The sequence below is a fragment of the Stenotrophomonas sp. 05N37 genome, assembly GCF_056397365.1.
The window spans coordinates 1,135,620-1,161,000 of record NZ_JBFTNG010000001.1; the positions used below are offsets into that span (position 1 = coordinate 1,135,620).

At 65.4% G+C, this 25,381-nt stretch carries 15 protein-coding genes and 1 pseudogene; 6 read left to right on the plus strand and 10 right to left on the minus strand.

Annotated elements, in window-relative coordinates; genetic code table 11:
* The first annotated feature begins 85 nt into the window (after nucleotides 1–85).
* The 3 genes from AC1DGC_RS04945 (at nucleotide 86) to AC1DGC_RS04955 (ending at nucleotide 4,741) form a co-directional block, all read left to right on the plus strand.
* Entirely contained in the window at nucleotides 86–3,436 is a 3,351-nt protein-coding gene (locus tag AC1DGC_RS04945; protein WP_478047330.1) for a GH92 family glycosyl hydrolase, read from the plus strand.
* 44 nt (nucleotides 3,437–3,480) lie between these two features.
* Nucleotides 3,481–4,182: a basic secretory protein-like protein gene (locus AC1DGC_RS04950; protein WP_478047331.1), complete on the plus strand. Its 702-nt coding sequence runs from the start codon at nucleotides 3,481–3,483 to the stop codon at nucleotides 4,180–4,182.
* A gap of 373 nt (nucleotides 4,183–4,555) precedes the next feature.
* Complete coding sequence (locus AC1DGC_RS04955) at nucleotides 4,556–4,741, plus strand: hypothetical protein (protein ID WP_478047332.1); 186 nt, start codon at nucleotides 4,556–4,558, stop codon at nucleotides 4,739–4,741.
* Nucleotides 4,742–5,740: 999 nt separating this feature from the next.
* Here AC1DGC_RS04955 and AC1DGC_RS04960 read toward each other — a convergent pair.
* Both AC1DGC_RS04960 and AC1DGC_RS04965 read right to left on the minus strand, forming a co-directional pair.
* Complete coding sequence (locus AC1DGC_RS04960) at nucleotides 5,741–8,035, minus strand: NADP-dependent malic enzyme (RefSeq protein WP_449335797.1); 2,295 nt, start codon at nucleotides 8,033–8,035, stop codon at nucleotides 5,741–5,743.
* 246 nt (nucleotides 8,036–8,281) lie between these two features.
* Nucleotides 8,282–9,631 carry a dicarboxylate/amino acid:cation symporter gene (locus AC1DGC_RS04965; RefSeq protein WP_394164087.1) on the minus strand — a complete coding sequence of 450 codons (1,350 nt, stop codon included), beginning with the start codon at nucleotides 9,629–9,631 and terminating at the stop codon, nucleotides 8,282–8,284.
* A gap of 300 nt (nucleotides 9,632–9,931) precedes the next feature.
* Between AC1DGC_RS04965 and AC1DGC_RS04970 the strand changes: the two genes are divergently transcribed.
* Together AC1DGC_RS04970 and AC1DGC_RS04975 are read left to right on the plus strand one after the other, a co-directional pair.
* Nucleotides 9,932–11,098 (plus strand): OprO/OprP family phosphate-selective porin, encoded by a 1,167-nt coding sequence (locus AC1DGC_RS04970; protein ID WP_259207615.1) that lies wholly within the window; start codon nucleotides 9,932–9,934, stop codon nucleotides 11,096–11,098.
* Nucleotides 11,099–11,157: 59 nt separating this feature from the next.
* A complete protein-coding gene (locus AC1DGC_RS04975; protein ID WP_394164088.1) occupies nucleotides 11,158–13,803 on the plus strand; it encodes a hybrid sensor histidine kinase/response regulator in 2,646 nt (881 codons plus the stop codon).
* 545 nt (nucleotides 13,804–14,348) lie between these two features.
* On the opposite strand, the gene AC1DGC_RS04980 is transcribed toward AC1DGC_RS04975, so the two are convergent.
* Nucleotides 14,349–14,759, minus strand: coding sequence for a DUF4279 domain-containing protein (locus AC1DGC_RS04980; protein ID WP_394164089.1), 411 nt, complete (start codon nucleotides 14,757–14,759; stop codon nucleotides 14,349–14,351).
* Between the two features lie 221 nt (nucleotides 14,760–14,980).
* On the opposite strand from AC1DGC_RS04980, the pseudogene AC1DGC_RS04985 reads away from it, so the two are divergent.
* Nucleotides 14,981–15,163 (plus strand): annotated as a pseudogene (locus AC1DGC_RS04985) (hypothetical protein); the annotation flags it as partial.
* 711 nt (nucleotides 15,164–15,874) lie between these two features.
* Here AC1DGC_RS04985 and AC1DGC_RS04990 read toward each other — a convergent pair.
* The 7 genes from AC1DGC_RS04990 to AC1DGC_RS05020 form a co-directional block, all read right to left on the minus strand.
* The gene (locus tag AC1DGC_RS04990; protein ID WP_394164090.1) at nucleotides 15,875–16,249 is read right to left on the minus strand and encodes a DUF6984 family protein; all 375 of its coding nucleotides are present in this window, start codon (nucleotides 16,247–16,249) and stop codon (nucleotides 15,875–15,877) included.
* Entirely contained in the window at nucleotides 16,218–20,744 is a 4,527-nt protein-coding gene (locus AC1DGC_RS04995; RefSeq protein WP_478047333.1) for an RHS repeat-associated core domain-containing protein, read from the minus strand. Before AC1DGC_RS04995 ends, AC1DGC_RS04990 begins: the two co-directional genes overlap by 32 nt.
* A gap of 27 nt (nucleotides 20,745–20,771) precedes the next feature.
* Nucleotides 20,772–21,041 carry a hypothetical protein gene (locus AC1DGC_RS05000; RefSeq protein ID WP_478047334.1) on the minus strand — a complete coding sequence of 90 codons (270 nt, stop codon included), beginning with the start codon at nucleotides 21,039–21,041 and terminating at the stop codon, nucleotides 20,772–20,774.
* A gap of 414 nt (nucleotides 21,042–21,455) precedes the next feature.
* The gene (locus tag AC1DGC_RS05005) at nucleotides 21,456–22,112 is read right to left on the minus strand and encodes a LuxR C-terminal-related transcriptional regulator (protein WP_478047335.1); all 657 of its coding nucleotides are present in this window, start codon (nucleotides 22,110–22,112) and stop codon (nucleotides 21,456–21,458) included.
* A gap of 39 nt (nucleotides 22,113–22,151) precedes the next feature.
* Entirely contained in the window at nucleotides 22,152–23,210 is a 1,059-nt protein-coding gene (locus tag AC1DGC_RS05010) for an ABC transporter substrate-binding protein (protein WP_259207619.1), read from the minus strand.
* The gene (locus AC1DGC_RS05015; protein ID WP_478047336.1) at nucleotides 23,207–24,589 is read right to left on the minus strand and encodes a sensor histidine kinase N-terminal domain-containing protein; all 1,383 of its coding nucleotides are present in this window, start codon (nucleotides 24,587–24,589) and stop codon (nucleotides 23,207–23,209) included. Before AC1DGC_RS05015 ends, AC1DGC_RS05010 begins: the two co-directional genes overlap by 4 nt.
* Nucleotides 24,579–25,277 (minus strand): response regulator, encoded by a 699-nt coding sequence (locus tag AC1DGC_RS05020; RefSeq protein WP_394164094.1) that lies wholly within the window; start codon nucleotides 25,275–25,277, stop codon nucleotides 24,579–24,581. The genes AC1DGC_RS05015 and AC1DGC_RS05020 overlap by 11 nt, the downstream gene beginning before the upstream one ends.
* Between the last annotated feature and the right edge of the window lie 104 nt (nucleotides 25,278–25,381).

Here is a 25,381-nt window from a genome sequence, read left to right on the forward strand (position 1 = left end):
CCGCCTGGCGGCCGGGGTGATGCTGTCTGCCGTGGTCGCCGATGCGGGCTCTGCCTGCCGCCTGCCCTTCCCGGGAGTTTCCTGCATGTCCCTGACCGCTCCGCGCCCCGCCCGCCCCGCCCTGCTGCCGCTCGCCCTCGCCGTGGCCTGCGCCTCGCTCGCCCTGCCCGCGTTCGGCCAGGGCCTGCAGACCTCCTTCGAGCCCGGCGAGCCGGCCCCCGCCGTCGGCGAGCAGTCGCTGCAGGTGGCGATCGGCAACGGCCCACGCGCGCCGTATGCGGCCAAGGCCGGGGTCGGCTACAGCGGCCTGCGCGCGCTGCACTACGCCAGTCCGGGCGGCACCCTGCAGCGCCGCCTGTTCGACACCGACGTGGCGATCGAGGCCGACACCACGCTGAGCTGGCTGGTCCTGCCGGAGATCGTCGGCAACGATACGGTTGCCTCCACGTATGTCTCGCTGGACCTGGTACTGGACGACGGCAGCCGGGTCTCGGCCAGCGCCGCGCGCGACCAGCATGGGGTCGCGCTGGGCGCGGCCGCGCAGGGCGAATCGAAGACGCTGTACCCGCAGCAGTGGGCGCGCAAGGCGGTACGCCTGGGCGAGGTCGCGGCGCTGCGTGGGCGCCGCGTGGTGGGCGTCGACCTGCAGGTGGCCAGCGCCGCCGGTGCGCCGGTCGCGGGCTGGATCGACGATGTCCGCCTCGATGCACAGCCGCGCAGTGCGCCGCAGCGCCCCTCGGACTGGGTGCTGACCACGCGCGGCAGCCAGGCCAATGGCACCTTCTCGCGCGGCAACAATTTCCCGGCCACGGCGGTCCCGCACGGGTTCAACTTCTGGACGCCGGTCACCGACGCCGGCGCGCTCAACTGGCTGTATCGCTGGAACGAACAGAACGATGCGCGCAACCGGCCGCAGCTGCAGGCGCTGGCGCTCAGCCACCAGCCCAGCCCGTGGATGGGCGATCGCCAGACGTTCCAGGTGATGCCCTCCAGCAGTCGCGGCGTGCCCGAGGCCGACCGCGCCAAGCGCGCACTGTCCTTCTCGCACGACAACGAAGTGGCCCGTCCCTACCGCTATGACGTGCGCTTCGACAACGGCATCGCCGCGGCGATCGCGCCGACCGACCACGCCGCGCTGTTCCACTTCACCTTCCCGGACAAGGGCGACGCCAACCTGCTGTTCGACAACGTCGATGCGCGTGGCGGGCTCACCTTGGAGGCGGCCACGCAGACCCTGTCCGGCTATACCGATACGCGCAGCGGCCTGTCCAATGGCGCCACGCGCATGTACGTGGTGGCCAGCTTCGACAGGCCCTGGCGCAGCAGCGGCACCATCGACACCGGTCGCCCGACCGGCTACATCAAGTTCGATGCCGGCAGCGATCGCCAGGTCAGCATGCGCATCGCCACCTCGCTGATCTCTCTCGATCAGGCGCGCCACAACCTGGCGCTGGAACTGGCCAGCGATGACACCCTGGCGCGCGTGGCCGCGCGTGCCCAGGACGCCTGGGATGCGCGCCTGGCGCCGTTCGACATCGGCGATGCCAGCGACGACCAGAAGACCACGCTGTATTCCAGCCTGTACCGGCTGTACCTGTACCCCAACGCCGGGCATGAAAACGCCGGCACCGCCGCTGCGCCGGACTGGCGCTATGCCAGCCAGGCCAGCGCGGCGGACGACAACACCGATGGCAGCGCCACCCGCAGCTTCGCGCCGATCCGTGATGGCAAGGTCTACGTCAACAACGGCTTCTGGGACACCTTCCGCACCACCTGGCCGGCCTATGCGCTGTTCACCAAGGACGACGCCGGCGCGCTCGTGCAGGGTTTCCTGGAGCAGTACCGCGCCGGTGGCTGGGTCGCGCGCTGGTCCTCGCCGGGCTATGCCGACCTGATGGTGGGCACCAGCTCGGATGTGGCCTTCGCCGATGCGTGGCTGAAGGGCATCGGCGGCTTCGACCCGGAAGAGGCGTATGCGGCCGCGCTGAAAAACGCGACCGTGGTGCCGCCGGACCGGCATGTCGGGCGCAAGGGGATGGATCGCTCCACCTTCCGCGGCTACGCCAGCGCGGACGTGCACGAGGGCATGTCGTGGACGATGGAAGGGGCGCTCAACGACTTCGGCATCGCCAACATGGCGCAGGCGCTGGCCAAGCGCGCGACCAGCGCCGCCGCGCGCGAGCGCTACACCACCGAGGCCAACTACTTCAGCCACCGCGCCGGCACTTACGCCACGCTGTTCGATCCGGCGGCCGGTTTCTTCCAGGGCCGCACCGCCGACGGCCAGTGGCGCCTGGCGGCCAAGGACTACGATCCGCGTGTGTGGGGCCATGACTACACCGAGTCCAACGGCTGGACCTTCGCCTTCACTGCTGCCCACGACGGCGAAGGCCTGGCCGGGCTGTACGGCGGTCGCGCGCAGTTGGCCGCCAAGCTGGACGAATTCTTCGCCACCCCGGAAACCGCCGACCCGGCGTTTGCCGGCTCCTACGGCGGCACCATCCACGAGATGACCGAAGCGCGCGACGTGCGCATGGGCATGTATGCGCACAGCAACCAGCCGGCGCACCACATCCCCTGGATGTACCTGTACGCCGGGCAGCCGTGGAAGACCCAGCAGCACGTGCGCGAGATCCTGGCGCGGCTGTACGTGGGCAGCGAGATCGGCCAGGGTTACCCCGGCGATGAGGACAACGGCGAAACCTCGGCCTGGTACGTACTGGCCTCGCTGGGCCTGTACCCGTTGCGCATGGGCTCGCCGGAATACGCGATCGGCTCGCCGGCCTTCCGCCACGCCCGGGTGGTACTGCAAGGCGGCGCGGTGCTGACGGTCAACGCGGCCAACAACTCGCGCGAGAACGTCTACGTGCAGTCGCTGAAGATCAACGGCAAATCGTGGACCAAAACCTGGGTGCCCCACGAGGTGATCGCCAAGGGCGCCACCCTGGACTTCGTGATGGGGCCAAAGCCATCCACCTGGGGCAGCGGCCCGGACGATGCCCCCCGCTCGCTCACCGCGCGCGGCCAGCGCCCCGCCCTGCTGCATGACCTGCTCGGCAGCGGTGCGCGTGCGCAGGGTGCCGATGGGCGGTCGCTGCAGGCGCTGGTGGATGACGATGCCGGCACCGTGGTGCCGCTGGGTGCCAGCGCGGTGTCGTTCACCGGCGTCAGCGAGGGCGTGCCATCGATGTACACGCTGACCAGCGGCAACGCCCCGATCCGGGGCGGCGAGTGGACGCTGGAAGCACGCCGCAGTGGTGGACGCTGGATCACGCTGGACCAGCGCCGGGGCGAGGACTTCGCCTGGGCACAGCAGACCCGCCCGTTCGGCATCACCGCCCCGGGCCGGTACGCCGAGTACCGGTTGCGCATCGCCGGGCCTGGGCGGCTGCAGCTGGCCGAGGTGGAATTGCTGGCACCGGTCGGGGAGCGATGAGCATGGTCGCGATGGCGTTCTGCAGGCGGGTAGCGGATGCGGTCATGGGGAGCCGGCCAGCGGCCGGTACTACCGCGGTGCTGATGCTGGCGTTGCTGGCGTTGCTGGCGTTCGATGCAACGGCGTTCGAGGGCAACCAGCAACGCGAGGGGGTGACGTTGACCTACCGCGACCCGGCTGATGCGCTGGATGCGACGATGCGCGCGCGGATCATCGAGACGTTCTTCACGGCGTATCTGCGCGAACGTGCCGATTTCCATCCGCGCGCACCGGCGCAGGCGCACATCGTGATCGACCCGGCGTACGACGGCGTCGCCTTTGTCGGCGAAGGCGACGGGGCCGCCACGATCACCATCAACCCGGGGTGGTTGGCCAAACATCCCGACGACGTGGACCTGGTCACCCACGAAGCGATGCACATCGTGCAGGGCTGCCCCGAATACGCCAACGAGCGCGTGCCCGGCTGGCTGGTGGAAGGCATCGCCGACTACGCGCGCGACCGCTATGGGCGGGAAAATGCCGCGGCGGGCTGGGCACTGCCGACGGTAGTGAAGCCGGGGCAGCATTTCGATACCGGCTACCGGGTGACCGGGGCGTTCCTGAAGTGGAGCGAGGCGCGCAACCCGGGGCTGGTGAAGGCGCTGGACGCGGCGTTGCGCGAGGGTCGGTATACGCCGGCACTGTGGGACCAGCGCACCGGGCTGGCGTTGCCGGCGCTGTGGGCGGCGTACGTGCAGGCACGTTGATGCGGCGGGCGCCCACCAGGCATGGGCGGGCGCGCGGCGATCAAGGGTCTGGCGGAGCCGACCATTGCCGGTATGGCCGGCACGACCGGGATCGCGGACGCTCGGTCAGCGCGCGCCGACCAGGCCGGCGTACAGCGCGAACAACTGTTGGAAATAGCGTTTGGTCGATCGACTGCGCATGGGATCGCTCCGGGCTGGCCATTGGGGGGACTGGTCGGGCCCAGGGCGGCGGGAGCCGGTGGCCCTCCGCCGCGGCCGGGCCGCGTGGGGGTATTGGGCCTTGCCGAGATTGCAGGCTGTTGACCGGTGGGCTACCGGCGTATTGATCGGACAGGCCGCCGACGGCATGTAGACCGGTGATGTGACCGTTGGCATGTCGATCGGTGACATCACCATCGGCGCATTGAGCGGCGATCAGACCATCGGCGGATTGATCGGCGATCCGACCATCGGCATTTCGATCCGCGACGTGACAATCCGCGTATCGATCCGCGACACGACCATCGGCATTTCGATCGGCGTATCGCGAAACCCAGGGTCTGGTTTGGCGGCGACATAACCATCGAAACATCGATCGGCGACGTAACAATCCCGTAGATCCACGCCATGCGTGGATGCCGCTCGCAGCGCGGCGCGTGTGTCCGGGCTGGCGGCATTGACGCATATCGGATTCTGGCCGGCGTTGAAACCATACCGGAGCCGCATCGCGGCGTGCCTGTTGTCATCGCGAAATGCATCCACGCATGGCGTGGATCTACGTGGCACCAAGAACGCCGTCAGGTAGCGACGTGACAATCGGCGTAGATCCACGCCATGCGTGGATGCCGCGCGCAGCGCGGCGCATGTGTCCGGGCTGGCGGCATTGACGCATATCGGATTCGGGCCGACATTCAAACCATACCGAAGGCGCATCGCGGCGTGCCTGTTGTCATCGCGAAATGCATCCACGCATGGCGTGGATCTACGGGACACCGCGAACGCGTTTCCATCGGCGTGTCGCGATACCTGGGCGCGGTTTGGCGGCGACATAACCATCGGCACAACGACCGGCGACGTAACAATCCCCGTAGATCCACGCCATGCGTGGATGCCGCGCGCAGCGCGGCGCATGTGTCCGGGCTGGCGGCATTGACGCATATCGGGTTCTGGCCGGCGTTGAAACCATACCGAAGCCGCATCGCGGCATGCCTGTTTCCACCGCGAAATGCATCCACGCATGGCGTGGATCTACGTGGCACCGCGAACGCGTTTCCATCCACATATCGCGAAACCCGGGGCGCGGTTTGGCGGCGACATAACCATCGGCACAACGATCAGCGACGTAACAATCCCGTAGATCCACGCCATGCGTGGATACCGCGCGCAGCGCGGCGCATGTGTCCGGGCTGGCGGCATCGATGCGTGCCGGGTTCTGGCCGGCGTTGAAGCCACAGCAAAGCCGCATCACGGCGTGCGTGATCCCGAGCGAATTGCATCCACGCATGGCGTGGATCTACGTGAAACCAAAACGCGCCCCGAAGGGCGCGTTCTGGTAGCTGGCGGTCAAAAGACCGGCGCGTTACGCGCCGTTCTTTTCAGCCTCCAGCTGCTTGCGGATCTGCGCATCCACCGCCGCGATCGCGGTCATGTTGAGCACGCGGCGCGAGGTCGCGCTGGTGGTCAGGATGTGCACCGGCTTGGCCACGCCCATCAGGATCGGGCCGATCGCCACGCCATCGGTGAACACGCGCACCAGGTTGTAGGCGATGTTGGCCGCTTCCAGGTTGGGCAGCACGAACAGGTTGGCACGACCCTTCAACGTGCTGTCGGGCAGCAACTTGTGGCGCAACGCCTCGTCCCACGCGGTGTCGCCCTGCATTTCGCCGTCCACGTTCAGGCGCGGATTGCGCTTGAGCAGCAGCGAACGCACGGTACGCATCTTCAGCGCATCCCTGGAATCGTGGCTGCCGAAGTTGGAGTGCGACAGCAGCGCCACCTTCGGCTCGATCCCGAACAGCTTCATGCGGTAGGCCGCCTGCAGGGTCGCTTCGCAGATCTGCTCGGCGGTCGGGTCTTCCTGCACGTGGGTGTCCACGAAGAAGAACACGCCCTGCTGGTTGATCACGCCGGTCATGGCCGAGGTGGAGGTCACCTTGGATTCCAGCGGCAGCACGCTGCGCACGTAGCCCAGCTTCTTGTGGAAGCGGCCCACCACGCCGGTCAGCATCGCATCGGCTTCGCCGCGCGCCACCATCACCGCGGCGATCAACGTCGGCCGTGAACGCATCAGGTTCTTGGCCGCCGCCACGGTCACGCCGCGACGCCCGGTGAGGTTGTGGTAGTACTGCCAGTACTCGTTGAAGCGCGGGTCGTCATTGATGTTGGTGATATCGAAATCGACGCCGGCCTTCATGCGCAGGCCCAGGCGTTCGATACGCGACTCGATCACGTCCGGGCGGCCGATCAGGATCGGCTGCGCCAGGCCTTCATCGACTACGTTCTGCACCGCGCGCAGCACCACTTCTTCTTCGCCTTCGGCATACACCACGCGCTGCTTGTCCGAGCGCGCGCGATCGTAGACCGGCTTCATCATCAGGCTGGTGCGGTAGACGAACTGGGCCAGCTTCTCGCGGTAGGCGCCCATGTCGGCCACCGGGCGCGTGGCCACGCCCGAATCCATCGCGGCCTGCGCCACGGCGGCCGACAGCTCCACCAGCAGGCGGCGGTCGAACGGACGCGGAATCAGGTAGTCACGGCCGAAACTCGGGGTTTCATCGCCATAGGCCGAGCCCAGGTCGCTGGCCTCGCGGCGCGCCATCGCGGCGATCGCGTGCACGCAGGCGATCTTCATTTCTTCGTTGATCGCCGTCGCGCCCACGTCCAGCGCACCGCGGAACAGGTACGGGAAGCAGAGCACGTTGTTGATCTGGTTCGGATAATCCGAACGGCCGGTGCCGATCAGTGCATCCGGGCGCACCGAACGCGCCACTTCCGGCATGATTTCCGGGGTGGGGTTGGCCAGGGCAAAGATCACCGGGTCCTTGGCCATGGTCTTGACCATGTCCGCCGTCAGGATGCCGGGGGCCGACAGGCCGAGGAAAATGTCCGCGCCGTCGACGATCTCGGCCAGCGTGCGCTTCTCGGTGTCGCGCGCGTAACGCGCCTTTTCCGGGTCCAGATCGGTGCGACCGGTGTGGATCACGCCGTCGCGGTCGAAGGCCAGGATGTTCTCTTTCTTCAGGCCCAGCGAGACCAGCATGTTGACGCAGGAAATGCCCGCCGCGCCCATGCCGGTGGTGGCCAGCTTGACGTCTTCGATGCGCTTGCCGGTGACGACCATGGCGTTGAGCACCGCGGCGCCCACGATGATCGCGGTGCCGTGCTGGTCGTCATGGAACACCGGGATGTTCATCCGCTCACGCAGCTTGCGCTCGACGATGAAGCATTCCGGGGCCTTGATGTCTTCTAGGTTGATGCCGCCGAAGGTGGGCTCCAGCGAGGCGATGATGTCGACCAGCTTGTCCGGGTCGTTCTCGTCGATCTCGATGTCGAACACATCGATGCCGGCGAACTTCTGGAACAGCACGCCCTTGCCTTCCATCACCGGCTTGCCGGCCAGCGGGCCGATGTTGCCCAGGCCGAGTACGGCGGTGCCATTGGAGATCACCGCGACCAGGTTGCCGCGCGCGGTCAGCTCGCTGGCCTGCTGCGGGTCGGCCATGATCGCTTCGCAGGCGTGTGCCACGCCCGGCGAATAGGCCAACGACAGATCGCGCTGGGTCAGCATCGGCTTGGTCGCTGCGACGCGGATCTTGCCCGGCGGCGACATGCGGTGGTAATCGAGGGCAGCCTGTTTGAAATCTTCGTTGGACATCGCTTTCTGCAGATGAATGGGCGAGAGGAACAGGGGATCATACCCCCGTTGGCGTGGATGGACCTGTCGCTACGCTGTCGCGGCCATGCTGCAACCGCACATATCCCAGGCCGTTCGGCAGCGTATGCGGCCAGCGTGACCGACCCCGATGACAAAGCACATCACCGGTCAAGCAGGGTGAAAAACGCAGGGCCCGCCCTCCAGGGGGAGCGGGCGGGCCCTGCACACACACACGCGGGCAGCGGCTCAGCGGGCCGGGGCAGTCAACGGCGACGGCAGGTCGTCGGTGGCCAGCGCCGGCAGCTCGGCCTCGCGGCCGTCCAGGGCCAGGGCCAGGCGGTCGCGGTCCAGCGCGCCTTCCCAGCGCGACACCACCACCGTGGCCACTGCATTGCCGATGAAGTTGGTCAGCGAGCGGCATTCGCTCATGAAGCGGTCCACGCCGAGGATCAGCGCCATGCCGGCCACCGGTACTTCCGGAACCACGGCCAGGGTGGCGGCCAGGGTGATGAAGCCGGCGCCGGTGACGCCGGCGGCGCCCTTGGAGCTGAGCATGGCCACCGCCAGCAGCGCGATCTGGTGGCCCAGGGTCAGTTCGGTGTTGGTGGCCTGGGCGATGAACAGCGCGGCCAGGGTCATGTAGATGTTGGTGCCGTCCAGGTTGAACGAATAGCCGGTCGGGACCACCAGGCCCACCACCGACTTGGCGCACCCGGCGCGCTCCATCTTCTCCATCAGCGAAGGCAGCGCCGACTCGGACGAGGAGGTGCCCAGCACCAGCAGCAGCTCTGCCTTGAGGTAGCGGGCCAGCTTGAACACCGAGAACCCGCACAGGCGGCACACCACGCCCAGGATCACGGCCACGAACAGGAACGCGGTGAGGTAGAACGAGCCCACCAGCCAGGCCAGGTTGATCAGCGACCCCACCCCGTACTTGCCGATGGTGAAGGCGATGGCCCCGAAGGCGCCGATCGGGGCGGCCTTCATCAGGATGTGCACCAGCCGGAACACCGGCGCGGTCAGCGCCTCCAGGAAGGTCTGCACCGGGCGGCCCTTCTCGCCGGTCAGGGCCAGCGCGATGCCGAACAGCACCGCCACGAACAGCACCTGCAGGATGTTGCCATCGACGAAGGCACTGACCAGGGTGGCCGGGATGATGTCCATCGCAAAGCCGGTCAGGGTCAGCTCGTGGGATTTTTCCACGTAGCTGTGGACCGCGGTCTGGTCCAGGTCGGCCGGGTTGATGTTCATGCCCGCGCCGGGCTGGACCACGTGCGCCACCACCATGCCCACGATCAGGGCCAGGGTGGAGAAGAACAGGAAGTAGGCCATCGACTTCGCGAACACCCGGCCCACGGTCCGCAGGTGGGTCATGCCGGCGATGCCGGTGACGATGGTGAGGAAGATCACCGGGGCGATGATCATCTTCACCAGCTTGATGAAGGCATCGCCGAGCGGCTTGAGCGATTCGGCGAAGGCCGGCTCGAAGTGGCCGAGGACGGCGCCAAGGACGATCGCCACCACCACCTGGAAATACAGCTGGCGGTAGAAGGGCAGCGGCTTGGCCGGCAGCGGGGCGGCGGTGGGTACGTGCATGGCGGACTCCGGAGAAGCGGTGTTGTTGCGTCCGGCCCGCTCGGCAGCGGCAGGCCAGGTCCAGGTGAATCCCGCCACGGCGGCGGGTGATGGACGCATTTGTACGCGCGACTCACCGCCGCGCAGATAACCTATTGGTACTAGCCCCCCGGTTCAGACAGCGAGGAGTGCCTACACTGCCCCCATCCCGCCCTCCCCCACGGCGGCTGGTGACCGCGCGCAGCCCGGAAGGGCAACAGTTTCCGGCGCTGCGGCCGTTGTTGTCCTGTCCGCTTCAAGAAACCAGAGAGCCGCTCCTCCATGCGCCCGACCCCGACCCTGCTGGCCCTGTGCCTGGCCGCTACCCCCGCCCTGGCCTCGGCCGCCGATTTCGACAACTGGCCGACCAAGGTCGCCTTCAGCGATGGAACCGAGCTGGCCGCCACCGCCAACATCGCCTACGACCTCAATGATTTCTCCGGCGACAGCGGCATCGAGGATGCCGACGCCGTGCGCCGCAAGGAATTCGGCGCCACTCTGAAGAAGAAGGGCGTCTACGACGCCATGGTGTATTACGACTTCCAGGCCGACACCTGGCTGGACGTGTTCGTGCGTTTTGAGAGCAAGGCGTTCTTCGGCCGCGACGTGGGCCGCTTCCGCTTCGGCTACATGAAGACCCCGGTCGGCCTGGACGCGGGCACCTCCTCGCGCGCCGGCAGCTTCCTGGAGACCGCCCTGCCCGTGCAGGCGTTCTACGAAGGCCGCCGCACCGGCGCCGAATGGGTGCTGGAGCGCCCGCAATACCTGCTGCAGGCCGGTGCCTACGGCGGCAAGGACCTGCAGGGCGACAATCCCGGCACCACCCAGGCGGTGCGCGCGGTATGGACCCCGGTCAAGGCCGCTGGCGACGTGCTCCACCTGGGCCTGGCCTACTCGCAGGAAAACCCGCGCGGCTACCGCGATGGCCGCGACGTGCACCATGAAGCCAGCGCGCGCCTGCGTGCGCGCCCGGAAGCGGGCCTGACCGACATCCGCCTGGTCGACTCCGGCGCCCTGGCCACCGCCGACCAGATCCGACGCACCGGCCTGGAAGGCATCTGGATCCGTGGCCCGTTCTCGCTGCAGGGCGAAGTGCTGCAGACCACCGTTACCCGCGAGGGCAAGCCGGACTACACCGGCAATGGCCAGTACGCGATGGCCAGCTGGGTGCTCACCGGCGAGTCGCGCCCGTACAACGCCGGCGCGGTGGCCAACATCAAGCCAGCCCACGATTACGGCGCGGTGGAACTGGTGGCCCGTTACAGCCGCCTGGACCTGGACGATGCCGATGTGCTCGGCGGCCGCCAGCACGACTGGACCGTGGGCGCCAACTGGTACCTCACCAGCCACTTCAAATTCCAGGCCAACTACGTGAAGGCCGATGCCAGCCGTCGTGGCGTGCATACCAAGCCGGACATCGTCGAACTGCGCGCACAGATGCACTTCTGATCCGGTCGCCTGCGGCGGGCGTGCACACCACGCCCGCCGCACGCCCGTAGACTGCCGCCATGTATTGGCTCGGCCGCCATCGCACCCTGCTGTTGACCCTGCTGCTGATGATCGGCGGCACGTTGCTGTGCGCGGCCGCCGCCGGCCACTACGCATGGCGGCGTGCACTGGCCGCCGAGAGCGAGCAGGTGCAACGGCAGCTGGAGTTGTACGGCCAGGGCCTGCAGCAGCGAATTGACCGCTTCGGCACCCTGCCGCAGGTATTGGCACTGGACCCGGACCTGCGCCTTGCCCTGCTGCAGGCACCCGATCCGGCGGCGCGCCAGCGCCTCAACCTCAAACTGCAGCGCGCCAACCAGGTCACCCGCGCTTCCACGCTGACCCTGGTGGGGCACGACGGGGTGGCCGTGGCGGCCAGCAACTGGGACCAGCCCAGCAGCAACGTCGGCGAGGACTACAGCTACCGCCCCTACTATCGCCAGGCACTGGCGACCGGCCGTGGGCGCTTCTACGGCATCGGCATGACCACCGGCGTGCCCGGCTACTTCATGTCCCAGGCGATCGAGGACAACGGCACGCGGCTGGGCGTGGTGGTGATCAAGATCGAACTGTCCGCGCTGGAGCAGGAGTGGCTGCCCAGCCCGGACGTGGTGCTGGCCAGTGACGAGCACGACGTGGTGTTCCTGGCCAACCGCGACGCCTGGCGCTACCGCCTGCTGCGTCCGCTGGGCAACGGCGAGCGCCGCGAGATGCTTGAGGCCCGGCAATACGCCGACCGCTCGCTGCAACCGTTGCGGGTGCGCACCGAAGATGTACTGGACAACGGCGGACGCATGGTGCGCCTGCTCGAGCCGGTCCTGCCCGGGCCGATGCTGTGGCAGAGCCTGGCCCTGCCCGAGGAACACTGGAACCTGCACCTGCTGCATGATGCCGGCGCGGCCACCAGCGCCGGGCGCAGCGCGGCCATCGGCGGCGGCGCGGCGTGGCTGGCGCTGGGCTTCCTGGTGCTGTTCGTGCAGCAGCGGCGGCGGCTGGATGCGCACCGACAGCGCAGCCGGCGCGAACTGGAAAGCGTACTGGCCCAGCATGCCGAGGAGCTGCGCACTGCGCAGGACGGCGTGCTGCAGGCCGCCCAGCAGGCCGACAGCGGGCTCAGCCGCAGCCTGGCGCACCTGCCGCAGGGCGTGGTGGTGATCGACAACGAACAGAAACTGGTGGCGTGGAATGCGCGCTACCTGGAGTTGTTCAAGTTCCCGGCCGGACTGATCCGGGTGGGCCGGCCGATCGAGGAGATCTTCCAGTACAACGCGCGGCGCGGCCTGCTCGGCCCCGGGCCCATCGACGAGGCCATCGAGCGCCGCCTCAACCACCTGCGCAGCGGCCGCCCGCACATGCGCGAGAGCGAGAAGGACGACGGCACCGTGCTGGAAATCCGTGGCAACCCGCTGCCCGACGGCGGCTTTGTCACCAGCTATGCCGACATCACCGCCTACAAGAACACCGCGCGCGAACTGCGCTCGCTGGCCGATGCGCTGGAGCACCGCGTGGCCGAGCGCACCCGCGACCTGGACGAGGCGCGCCGTGAGGCAGAGCGCGCCAACCGCTACAAGTCACGCTTCGTCGCCTCGGCCGTGCACGACCTGCTGCAGCCGCTCAACGCCGCGCGCATGTTCGTCTCGGTGCTGCGCGGCAAGCTGCACGGCGACGCGCGCGAGCTGAGCGAACACGTGGACGCGGCGCTGGCCGCGCAGGATGCCATCCTGACCAGCCTGCTGGATATCTCGCGGCTGGAATCGGGGGCGTTGCAGACCCACGTGCGCGCATTCGCGCTGTCGCCGTTGCTGGAGACGCTGGCCCGCGAGTTCGGCATCGCCGCCGACAGTCGCGGGCTGCAGCTGCGCTGGGTGGATACGCGTGCGGTGGTGGTCAGCGACGAGGCGCTGCTGCGCCGCATCCTGCAGAACTTCCTGTCCAATGCGCTGCGCTATACCCCGCGCGGACGCGTGCTGATCGGGTGCCGACGGCAGGGCGACCAGCTGCGCATCGAGGTGCATGACCAGGGGCCGGGCATTCCGGAGAGCCTGCAGGGCGAGATTTTCGAGGAATTCCGGCGGCTGGATGATGGCGTCGAGCAGGAACGCGGCGCCGGGCTGGGGTTGGCGATCGTAGAGCGGATCGGGCGCCTGCTTGGGCATCGCATCACCCTGCACTCCACGCTGGGACGCGGGAGCGTGTTCGCGGTCAGCGTGCCGCTGGGCGATGCGGCGGCCATTCCGGCGCCGGCGCCGGTTCCGGCCGTGGCGACTGACGCAGGCGATGACAGCCCGCTGCGGCATTGCCGGGTCTGGAGCATCGATGACGACCCGCGCGTGTGCGCCGCCACCCGCGCCCTGCTGGAGCGCTGGGACTGCGCAGTGGAACTGGCCGATGGGCCCCAGGCGGCGCTTGAAATTGCCTCGGCGCTCAACGTGCCGCAGTTGCTGCTGCTGGATGTGCGCATGGGCCAGTGGCACGGCCCGGATCTGTACGAGCAGTTGTGTGGACTGTGGCAGGCGCGGCCACCGGTGATCCTGGTGACCGCCGAGCGCGATGATGCGTTGAAAACGCAGGCGACGGAGAACGGCTGGGGGTTCCTGTCCAAACCGGTGCGGCCGCCGGCGCTGCGCGCGTTGATGACGCAGGTGCTGGTAAGACACAGGGCATGAATCGGCCGCGCACCTCTGCGGAACCGAGTGCCGCACAGGTAGGGTCGGTTCCTAAATGACTGCCGACCATGCTGATCAACGCGGCGAAAGCATGACTTGCGCCGAAGCCGCCTCCGAGACAGGTCATGCCACCAGCTAACGTTGCGCAGGTTATCGGCAGTCGATAGGGATGCGACTCTACTTTGATCGACGTATCGCGGATTACGCGGGGTATCGACGGTCGATCAGGATGCGCACCCACGACGATCAACACCTTGCACCTTGCCAAGGTAGGCTCGGTTTCCAATCGACTGCCGACCCTGCCGATCCGCGCGGCGAATGCATGCTCTACAACGAAGCTGCCTTCGACATGGGTCATGCCACCACCGAACGTTGCGCAGGTCATCGGCAGTCGATAGGGATGCACCCCTACCTCCTCCCACACATCAGTGACGCCCAAGAGAGATCCAGAAGGAGAAGTCCTCGTACCCCCCCACGGCATGAGCGAATTTTTTCCCACCTTTCCACGATGCCGCACGTCACTGCCACCGTTGTCCAGAGCATCCTTAAGGCCCGACGTAAACGTCAAACGCCAAGCTTATTCTCAAATCAGCCAGCAGCCTCAAGAGTCCGCCTTCCAAGACAAAACCGGAGTTCTCCGCAGAAAACCACCCGATGAAGTACTCCAGATGCCCCCCAGTGGAAGATAGACTGTCGAGAAAGCCCTTGCTCTTCGCAAGCTGCTGACTGAGATTCGATATCGCAAGCTCGAATGTCAGATCATCCGACCTTAACTCATGGCACCAGAAGGACTCCTTCCTGATACCACCGATCTCATTCCCCTTTGGGGTAAGCCTCCTATCTCCTGCCGTGTACGAAAAATCCGGCTCAAGGCCAAGTCGACTACTTATCTCAATACTTCGAATGTTGGGATGTGTAATTCGAAGCGAAATTCTGTATCGCGCCTTTTCATTCATAGCAAGTAATCATCCAAATAACCTTGTTCACTACCCTCTTCTCCTTCATTTATCCAGACCTTTCCATCAGGGCTGATTCCAACCCAATCCTCGGCCTTGGCGTTTACACCTCTTTTGATGCCGTGAATGTCGTCGATACTCGGACCTAGCCATTGGTCGATTGGCTTGGTCCCGACAGGGCAGTCGTCAGGTCTCTGCTCTCAGGACGGCTTTAGCAGGAGCTGTACGAGCACCGTTGTGGCCTGTGGCAGGCACGACCGCCGGTGATTCTGGTCGCCGCTGAACGCGACGACGCATTGAAGGCGCAGGCTGCAGAGAACGGCTGGGGGTTCCTGTCCAAGCCGGTGCGGCCGCCGGCGCTGCGGGCGTTGATGACGCAGGTGTTGGTGCGGCATCGGGCGTGAGTCCGCTGCGCAATGCTGCGACCCAGATCGCCGGGGCGTCAGGGACGCCTGCTGTCAACCGCCGAGGGAGACTATCGGCGCTACAAGCGCACGGCCGTCCGGCGCACATTGACGGTTCAACTCCCTTTCAAGGTTCCCACCACTTCCTACGCCCCCCGCCCAGGTATGTTACTCGTCGCCTGGATACAACTCTATTGCGAGGCCAAGACCCAATGCACACATCTACTGCAGTGCCCGATAGTCAAACTCGAGTCCACCAAGGCCTCTAAGGAAGACGCTCACATAAAGTTCGATACTGCCCCGGAATCTACCAGTATCCGCATGTAATTATGGTGGGACCTTGGCGTCTCACACCAACGAGCGACCTCATGGCCCAGTTCAACGTCGACCTTTCTTACAAGCTGGATTGAAGCGTACGTCAGTTCGTTACAGCCATCCAACAGTGCGCCAGCCGGAGAAGTTCTCCGCTCGCCTTGATTGTGGAAAAATCTCGGAGCCAGGCCAAATTCAGCAATGATCCCTCTCCAACATGAGAACGGCGTGCCATACGCGCAGATAAATAGTTACTAGAACCAATCTCATGAAGGCCCACAAATTCAAATTTTTCAATAAATCCACTAGAACGTTCAGGCGATTTAGACTGGCCAGCACGGGAGCCCAACGCGGGGACGCCCACCAGGGCTGGTACGTCAGATCAAAACTCCAAATCACCTAGCTCGCCGCGGATGGAACTTTAAGACGAAGGCTGACGACAGGCGAGAAGTCAACTTTCCAAATATCCAACTCAAAAAGGTCGCCGTAATTGTCCAATGAAAGCGTGGCGATCACCTCCACGTCATCCTCGTCCAGAAACGTCTCTCTAGCCAACTCCTCCCCGAGGCGCCGATCCGGCTTGTCTGACACGAATCTTATGCTCCCCATTCCCCCGTCATCCATATCCTCAACTCCAACAATCGACAGCGCCTCCGGACTGAGATCGAGGGAAGACCGGACGCCCAGGAGCATCATTCTTATCACCGACAACTCAGCGGCTGATAAAACTCTAGACACAGATTCACTGCCTTGGCGGGGTGATTCTTCCGACATTGATGGTTCCGTCTGGTAATTTGTACGAACTGTAGTCGATTTTAACACCGTCAACTACCACGGAGCCGGAATACTGCCCAGCGGGAAGGCTCTCACCGACTCTACCTATATCGGCCGTAACTGCCTTCTGCACGCTAACAGGATCCAAGCCTGCCTTCTCAACATGCCTAAAAGTATGATAAACCTGATTCTCCACCCGTCCAAACGTAACGAGAACCCGCCCAACTTTTATCGGCAGCTTAATTATCTTAAATGGGCCAAAACTGAGCACCGCCATTGAGATGTTTGTAGGCGTAGGATCTTCACAAGCTTCTTGAATGCCTTTAATGTCACCCACTACTGGCGTCATGTCCGCGACCCAGGGAAGCAGCATTCTGGCTTGCGATTCATCGAGAGGATTGGCCATTTCTCGCGGGCTTCCGAAAACCTGAAGTCCTTGTGGATCTATCGATGAAGCGGGCCGGCCACCAACATAACTGAAGGTTGAGATGCCTCCGTTCAACCCAATCGGATCACTCTGCGAGTACCGACCTACAGACGGGTCATAGTCTCGCTGATAGTTATAGAGCAGGCCACTCGCATCCGTCGACTGTTGCCCGGGGAAGCGCAAAGCGAGATCGAACACCATGCCATCGCCATCTGGGTCATTTGCCGGCACCTGATCACCGAACACCTCGCCCTTGTTGCTCCACTCCCAGACTGACACGTCGCGCGTAGGATCGATCACCACTCGCGCCGTGCCAAGGTGGTCTGGCTGAACGTAAGTGACTTCAGGCACGCCAGCACTCAGTCCGCTGATCAGGGCAATCGGGTAGTTATCCAGCCAGATTGCCTGCTGTTGCAGCTGCCCTGTAACACTGTAGTTGCCTAACCACTGCCCAGCTTCGTTATAGACCGTGAGCTGTGCATCACCTACTGCAGGGGCCCGAAATACGCGCTCGCCGCGATGGTTGTAACCATAGCCTTCGACCACGGAACCTGCCTGCTTCACCGCACTCATACGGTTTGCATCGCTGTAGGCAAACTCCTTGCCGCTCATGCCGACCGTATTGCCCACCGCGTCGTAGTCGCGCGCCTGGCCGTCAACTGCTGCAAGCCGATGGCTGGTGGTTAGATAGGTGTAGGCGGCCGTACCAGCGGCAGTGGTCAACGCGGTCCGGTTGCCAGTGGCGTCGTAGGCATACGTCTCGATCGCCACGTCGGTGGCGCCGTCCTTGGTCTGGGTCAGTCGACCCAGCGTGTCGTAGCCGTACCTGGCCAGCACTGAGGTGCCCGTGCCGTTCTTGAGCTCGGTGATTGACCCCACCGGATCGTAGCCATAGCTCAGCGAAAGCCCACCTGAAGCCGGGTCATGCACGGCCTGCGGGCGATAGTCGAGGTCGAGCGGGCGCTGCAGTTGGCGCCCATTCCCGTAGGTCCAGCCGGTGGGCGGCCCGAACGCGGCGTGGGTGACTTGGCTGATCACCACCTCACGCCCCCACGCTGGGCGAGTCAGCCCGATCTGGCTGATACGACCTTGGCCGTCGCGAACGTAGTCGGCGACGCTGCCATCCGGGTAGGTCAGCGACGCCAGTCGCCCCGCCTTGGTGTACGCATAGCGCAGCGTGCTGGCCACTCCGTTGACGGTCTGCACCTTGCGGGTGACCTGGCCAAAGCGGTCGTGGCAGTAGGCGGTGCTACCGCCTGCGTGAAGGACGGTGCCGATGCGCCCCTTTGCAAAGCGCTCGTCGGCGGCACAGACGCTCGGCGCGATGTCGTAGCTGTAGCCAACGTCCAGGTTGGGGTCGGGATAGGCAATGCCGGTGAGACGGTTGAGCGCGTCGTAGTGATAGGTGGAAGTCACGCCACGCGCGTCCGTGCGGGTCTTGCGGTTACCGGCAGCGTCTACGGTAAAGACGGTGGTCCCGGTATCCGGACTCACCAGCGTGGTCTGATCACCAAAACCGTTATAGGCATAGGTGGTGTGCAGCCCCTTGGGATCGGTAACCTCAGTGACCTGATCCAGCGCGTTGTAGCGGGTGCGGATCTCGGCCTCGATACCGCCGACATCCTGCAGGGTGCGCGCCAGGCGATTCAGCGGGTCGTGCTCCCGGGCAGTCACCCGCTGCAGCGCGTCCGTGATCGATTGCGCGTTGCCATTGACGTCATAGGTGAATTCGGTGGCGTGGTTGCCTGCATCCTTGAGCGTGATCAACTGGCCCAGCGTGTTGTACACACTGGCGAGCGTGCGGCGCAGCGTACCGCCTGCATCAACGGTGTCTTCCTTGATGCGATTACCCGCGTTGTCGAGCGTGTAGTGGATGGTGTTGCCCGCATCATCGGCGATGTCGGTCAGGCGCTGGGCGGCGTCATAAAAATAGGTCACGCTGCTGCCGTCTGGCCCGGTCACTTGCTGCACCTGCCCCGTGGGCCAATAGCTCAGCTGCGTGACACGATTCTCGGCCGCTGTCTCACCGCGGACTGTAACCGACGCGGGCCAGCCGCGCGGATGATAGGCATAGTCGGTTACCACGCCGTTTGAGTCCTTGACCGATAGGGGGCGACCAAACGAATCGTATGCAAGCCTTTCCACACTGTGCCCTGCTGCATTGGTAATGCTGCGCAGGTCACCGGCTCGGTAGGCGCAGGTACCACCAGCAGCGCACCCCGTGTCGTCGGTGGTGTACCAGGCATATGTAAGGGTGTCGGCAACATCGGTTCGCGGACCATCGAACATTCGCAGCACGCCAATCTTCGGACAGTCGCTGCCCACGGCCTCGCAATACGTGTAAGTGGTCGCACGGGACGTGCCCGTCGCAATATCGCGCACGGTGATCATCGCAGGCTGCAGGCGCGCGTTGCGTGTTATCTGGACCTCACGGTCACCTACAGCCTGTTGGATGACTCGATTGGCATCAGCCAATGTACGCACCTCGGTAGTGCGCTGCTCCGGCTTCCCGGAGCCCTCGGTCATAACGGTGATGCTCACGTTACCTGCGGCGGGATCAACAGCCTCGCTATAGGAATAGGTGGTCAGAACGCCCCGACGATCCGTCGAAGACTGGAGCCGCCGCCGAAAGTCGGTGCTTACGGGGAAGTAAACATGGCTGACGCTTCCCTGCGCATCGGTTACGTCAGTAACCTTCCGCGATCCAGTACCAGCAGCGACCGGAGTAAGGCCAAACGTACTTTGATTGCCCAACGCGTCTGTGACAAGCGTGGTGCCGGCAGCAGTGTACTCAAGACGCACCCCATCAATACCGACGTCCGGCTGGCTGCAGTTCTCGGAGTGACGACTGCAAACCACCCGCCCCTTGTCGTCGTAGCCGAACCAGCTGTAGCGACGGCCGTCCTCGCTTGTGACTCCGGTAAGATAAGTTGGGTATCGAGCGTCCTCGTAGTGATAGACCCTTGAACCTCCATCGATATGGGTAACGGAGCTCAGTCGTCCGTCGAGGGTGAAATCATAGTTGACCACCCGTTCGCCATTGATCGAAAGCGAGGAAATGAACTGATCGTCACCAGCAGCTTCGTACTGAAACTCCAATGCTCGTCCGGTTGAATGAACGACGCGAGCCAAGCGCCTCCGTACGTCATATTCATAGATGAGCGACGTGCCATCCTCCATGTCCCTTCGCTGCATCAGACCACGATCATCAAATGTGATCTGCTCGCTTGCCCGTGACAGCTTCCAGCCGTCGGCCAATTGAACGATACGGTCTCCACTGCCGTCTATGGCTTCGTGGTAGCCCTCCTGTCGACGGAATCCCAGATGGCTACCATTCTCCTTGACGAGGCCGACGCTAGGGTAAGCGCTGGGGGGCCAAGCGGTGTCGTCCGTACCACTCGTCAGACGTACGTTGTGGGAGTGCGTCCACCCGGCGCCGAGGGCACCGCCTGCGGTGGTGCTTTGTGAGCGGTAGTGCCTCTCGAAACTGATCCAGCCCAGCTCAAGATCCGGCTCCGGCTGGGACTTCTCTCCCGTGGTCGGGTTGCATGGATTGCCAACCTTGCAGCTGTCATTCGAATGTGAGGAGTAGTACTTCCTTATTACCGAAAATGCGTACTCCCGTTGCACTGCCGACATTACGCACATGCCTTCAGATTCGCTCCATTCCATGATGGAGCGATTCACGTTGGGGCACTCGGCGATACGAGTACGCTCAACGCTATACGTGCCCTCATCGATCTCACACGGCTCTGCATCAGAAACGTACGTGTAGTAGGAGACGACTATTTCACTTTCTTCTTCCGTGTTGCTGCCGTCAGCACCGGCATTCCCATGAATAGTTACCGTCCAAGGCGATTTCAGCACTGCAGTCGGCGCGGGGCATCCCGGCTCCTGCGGATGGTCGGTTGCTGTGACTTCTGCAAGAACGGTGCTGATCAACTCCTGCTCGGTGTCAAGTTCCGCACCGGAAAGGGAGATGTACGCCCAGTCTGTCGTGACCAACTTGTCAGACTTGATTCCGTATTCGTAGACAACCTTGTCCTCAAGGATGACTGGCGCAAGCACCTCCCATGAAAACTCGCCTTCTTGCTGCTATGGATAAAACTGCTGCTCGATCTCCAACTGCACCGCCCGCTCAGATGGCCGCGGCTGGTCAAAGGAAGCGATCGTACCCCAGACCTTTTCCACTTCCTGGGCGTGCGTTTCCGGCACAATGACAGTGGTAGAGAAGAGCGCAGCGAGCGCCAAGCAGAAGAGCGTCTTTTGCATATATACAACGTCCTTGTAATTCTTCCAGACGAGAAAGAATGAAGAGAAGAAAAGAGCGGGTGGGGCCGCCCTTTTCGCCCTGAAGCGGATCATACGTGCTCCGTAACCCTTGGCCTGCTGCGCCCTTTCGAAGGTGCGACCTGTCAGGAAACACTATACCGATTCGCCAATATGAATTGGCGGACAGGTCACGTTTATTACAATAGCGCTCAAGATTCGCACTGAATCCAAGCTTGACTGCGCAGTGGGCAACGCGAGAGACGCTGCGCGCAAGCGTGCCAGGCACGCCGACGCGCACCACGCCCGCATCCCACTCCAGCGGACACGAGCATTTCATGTGTCGCATCATAGTTTGCCTGGTTGCGTTCAAGAGCAGCCGAGCATGGCTCGGCTCTACCGGACCCTGCGGCCGACGGAGGAGATGTCTGGCGCGGTCATTACGGGTAACGCCGCGCGGTGCTTGGCGGGCGCCCACCCTAGAAGGCAATCGCTACCCGCCCCGCAGCCTCAGCCATCCAACCCCGTGCTGGCATTCCCTTCCGGCTCCAGCGCCTTCACCAGTACCGCCGCCTGCGTGCGGCTGTGGCATTCCAGCTTCTTCAGGATCGCGGTGACATGCACCTTGACCGTGTTCTCGGCCAGGCCCAGCTCGTAGGCGATCTGCTTGTTGAGCAATCCGTCGGCCAGGCACAGCAGCACGCGGAACTGCTGCGGGGTGAGCTGGGCCAGACGCGCGGCGAGCAGCGCGTCGGACTCGGAGCGCTCTGGTGCCATGGCCGGGAACCACACCCCGCCATCGAGCACCGCTGCCACCGCCTGGCCGATGGTCTCGGCCGGCGCGGATTTCGGGATGAAGCCGGCCGCACCGAACTGCTGGGCACGGCGGATGACGCGCGGATGGTCGTTGGACGACACGATCACCACCGGGATGTCCGGATGTGCGCCGCGCACGTGCAGCAGCGAGGAGAAGCCCCGTGCACCGGGCATGGTCAGGTCCAGCAGGACCAGTTCGATCTCCGGATGCTGGTCCAGCACCGCCTCCAGCGTGGACGCACTGGCCACCTCCAGCACCTGCGCCTGCGGCAGGGACTGGCGCAGCGAGTGCACCACGGCTGCGCGCAGCAGCGGATGGTCGTCGGCGATCAGGACGGTCAGTTCACTCATGCGGCCAATTGTAATGAGGTTGACGGCCAGCCGCCGCGGCTACCGGCCTTGCTGGCGCATGCTGCCATTCCAGGCGTCCAGGAATTGCCGGCGCTTGAGCGCGTCCAGGTACACCAGCAGGCCCGGCCCCAGCTGGATCGGGCGGTAACTGCGCTCGGGCGAGCGGCCGCGCTGCTGGCCCTGCGCCGGCAGGATCGGCATCAATCGGGCCTCGCGGGACAGCACCTGCTGGCCACGCGGCGAGAGCAGGTAGTCCAGGAAGCGCCGCGCCTCCTCCGGGTGCCGGCTGCTGCGCGGGATCACCGCGGTGCGCAGCACCACCAGGGTGTAGTCCTCCGGCTCGACGATGCCCAGCGGCGCACCGGCTTCGATGCGCGCCTGCGCGTAGGAGCCCAGCACGTTGTAGACCAGCGACAGCTTGCCGCTGCTGACCTGGTCCAGCAGCACGCCGGTGCGCTCCTCCAGGTGCACGCCGTTGTCGCCGAGTGCGCCGAGCAGCGCGCCGGCCATGCTGCCGCGCTGGCCGTCCTGGGTGGCCAGCAGGTAGCCGACGCTGCTGCGCTCCACGTCGTAGGTGCCCACCCTGCCCTGCAGCGGTGCATCCGGCGCACGCAGCAGCTCGAGCAGCTGGCGGCGCGTGCGCGGCACCCGCGCCGCTGGCAGCGTGCGGGTGTTGTAGACCATCGCCACCGGCTCGTAACTGATCCCGAAGGCCTCGTGCCGCCACTGCGCCCATGCCGGCAGCGCATCGGTCTGCGCCGAGCGGTGCGGCAGCGCGTGGCCGTCGTTGACCAGTTTGGTCTGCAGGTCCATGCCGCTGCTGATGAGCATGTCCGGCGCCTGCGCGCCGCCGCGGTCACGCAGGTAGCGGGCGTAGATGTCCTGGGTGATCACGTCCTCGTACAGGATCTCGGTACCGGGATGCAGGCGCTGGTAATCGGCGATCACCGTGGCGAACACCTCGATGTCGGTCGAGCCGTGGATGCGCAGTTGCGCCACCGGCGCGCCCTTGGCCGGGAAACGCTGCACGTCGCCCGGCGCTGCCAACGCGTTGCCGGCCGCCAGCACCAGCAGCAGCCACCACCCTCGTGTTTTCATGGATGCATCCTCGGCAGGCGGATGGTGGCCACCAGGCCACCGCCCACCCGGTTGCTCAGGTCGATCTGGCCGCCATGGCCATCCACCACCCGCTTGACGATCGCCAGGCCCAGCCCGGCGCCGCCGGCCGCCGCGCCCTCGCCGCGCGCGAAGCGCTCGAACACCCGCTCGGCGTCGGCCGCGGCGATGCCCGGGCCGTGGTCGGCGATGGTCAGCACGCAGTGCTGCGCTTCTTCGGTGAGCGCCACCTGCAGCGTACCGTCGCCACCGTACTTGATGGCGTTGTCGATCAGGTTCTTGATCGCCTCGCGCAGCAGCAGCGCGTCACCGCGCACCCAGGCCGTCTGCGCGCTCACCGCAAGCTGCACGCGCGGGGCGGGCAATGCCTGCGGCAGCGCTTCGTGCAGCGCCTGGTGCACCGTCTCGGCCAGGTCGACCGGGCCGAAATGCTGCAGGTTGGCGCGGTGGATCACGCTGGCATCGCTGAGCAGCTGGTTGAGCAGGCGGCTCATGTGGGTGGCATTGCGCTCGATGGCATGCAGGCTGCGGCGCATGTCCTCGGGATCTTCCTCGTCCAGCGCCAGCTGCGCCTGCGCGCGCAGCGCCGCCAGCGGCGTGCGCATCTGGTGCGCGGCCTCGGCCATGAACGCGCGCAGGGTCTCGTTGCTGCTCTGCAACCGGCCCATGAAGTGGTTCAGCGCGCCGACCATCTTGTCCATCTCGCGTGGCACGCTGGCATCGAGCGGCTTCAGGTCGGACGGCTCGCGCCGCGCCAGGTCGCGCTCCATGCGCACCAGCGGGCGCAGGGCGCGATGCACGCCGAGCCCCACCAGGGCCAGCGAGAGCAGCGACAGCACGGCGATGGCCAGCAGTGCGCGGGTCACCATGTCCTGCGCCAGTGCTTCGCGCGCACGCCGGGTCTGCCCGACCTGCACGCGCACCTCGCCTTGTGCCGAGGGCGAGGACACGCGCCGCGACACCACCACGAAGCGCACCTGCTCGCCGCTGTAGGGGGCGTCGAACAGCTGCGGGCGGTCGCTGGGCGGATGCGGCGGCGCCGGGAGGTCGGCGTAGCCGGTGACGGTGGCGTCGCGTGCGTCGGAGACGCGGTAAAACACGCGATCCTCCGGGGCCATCGCCAGCAGGTCCAGCGCGGCATACGGCAGGTCCACCTGCCATTGCGCCTCCACCAGGGCCACCGAGTCGATGATCGACAGCGCCGAGGACACCAGCAGGTGATCGTAGGAACGGTTGGCCGCGCGCTGGCCGTAATCGCGTGCGCCGAACAGCAGGGCGACGGCGAACAGGGCCAGGAACGCGCCCAGGTACAGCCACAGGGTGTGCCGGATCGAGCCGGAGGTGCGCGGGTCAGTCGCCATCGGCCGCAGCGCCGGCGGGGTCTTCGATGGCCTCCAGCAGGTAGCCGCTGCCGCGCACGGTGACGATCCGCAGCGGCGCCCCGGCCAGCTTGCGGCGCAGCCGCCCCACGTACAGCTCGATCGCATTGGGGCCGGCCTCGTCATCGAAGCCGAACAACCCATTGCCGATCTCGTCTTTGCCGACCACCTGCCCGAGCCGGCCCATCAGGATTTCCAGCAGCCGGTACTCGCGGTTGGGCAGCTCGATCGGCTGGCCCTCCAGGCTCACCCGGTGCGAGGCGTTGTCGAACTGGAAGGTGCCGATCTGCACCACTTCGCTGGCCTGGCCACGGGTGCGCCGCAGCAGCACCCGGCAGCGTGCTTCGAACTCGCGGAAATCGAACGGCTTGCCCAGGTAGTCATCGGCGCCCACGTCCAGCGCCTGCACGCGGTCTTCGATGCCGTCACGCGCGGTCAGCATCAACACCGGGGTGCTGTCGCCGCGCTCGCGCATGCCGGCCAGCACGCGCAGGCCATCGAGCTTGGGCAGGCCGATGTCCAGCACCACCAGGTCGAAGCTCTGGTAGCGCAGCACGCTGGCCGCGGCCAGCCCGTCGCGCTGCCAGTCCACCGCGTGGCCACTGCGGCGCATGCGGCGGACGATGGCATCGGCCAGGTCCGGATTGTCTTCCACCAACAGCAGGCGCATCGGGCAGGGATCGTCGAAGGTGCACGAATGCTAGCGCGAGCGGCCGCCCTCGTGGGCTTCGCTGCAGTGCACAAACCCCCGACAGGTGGATGACAGCTTCCCGG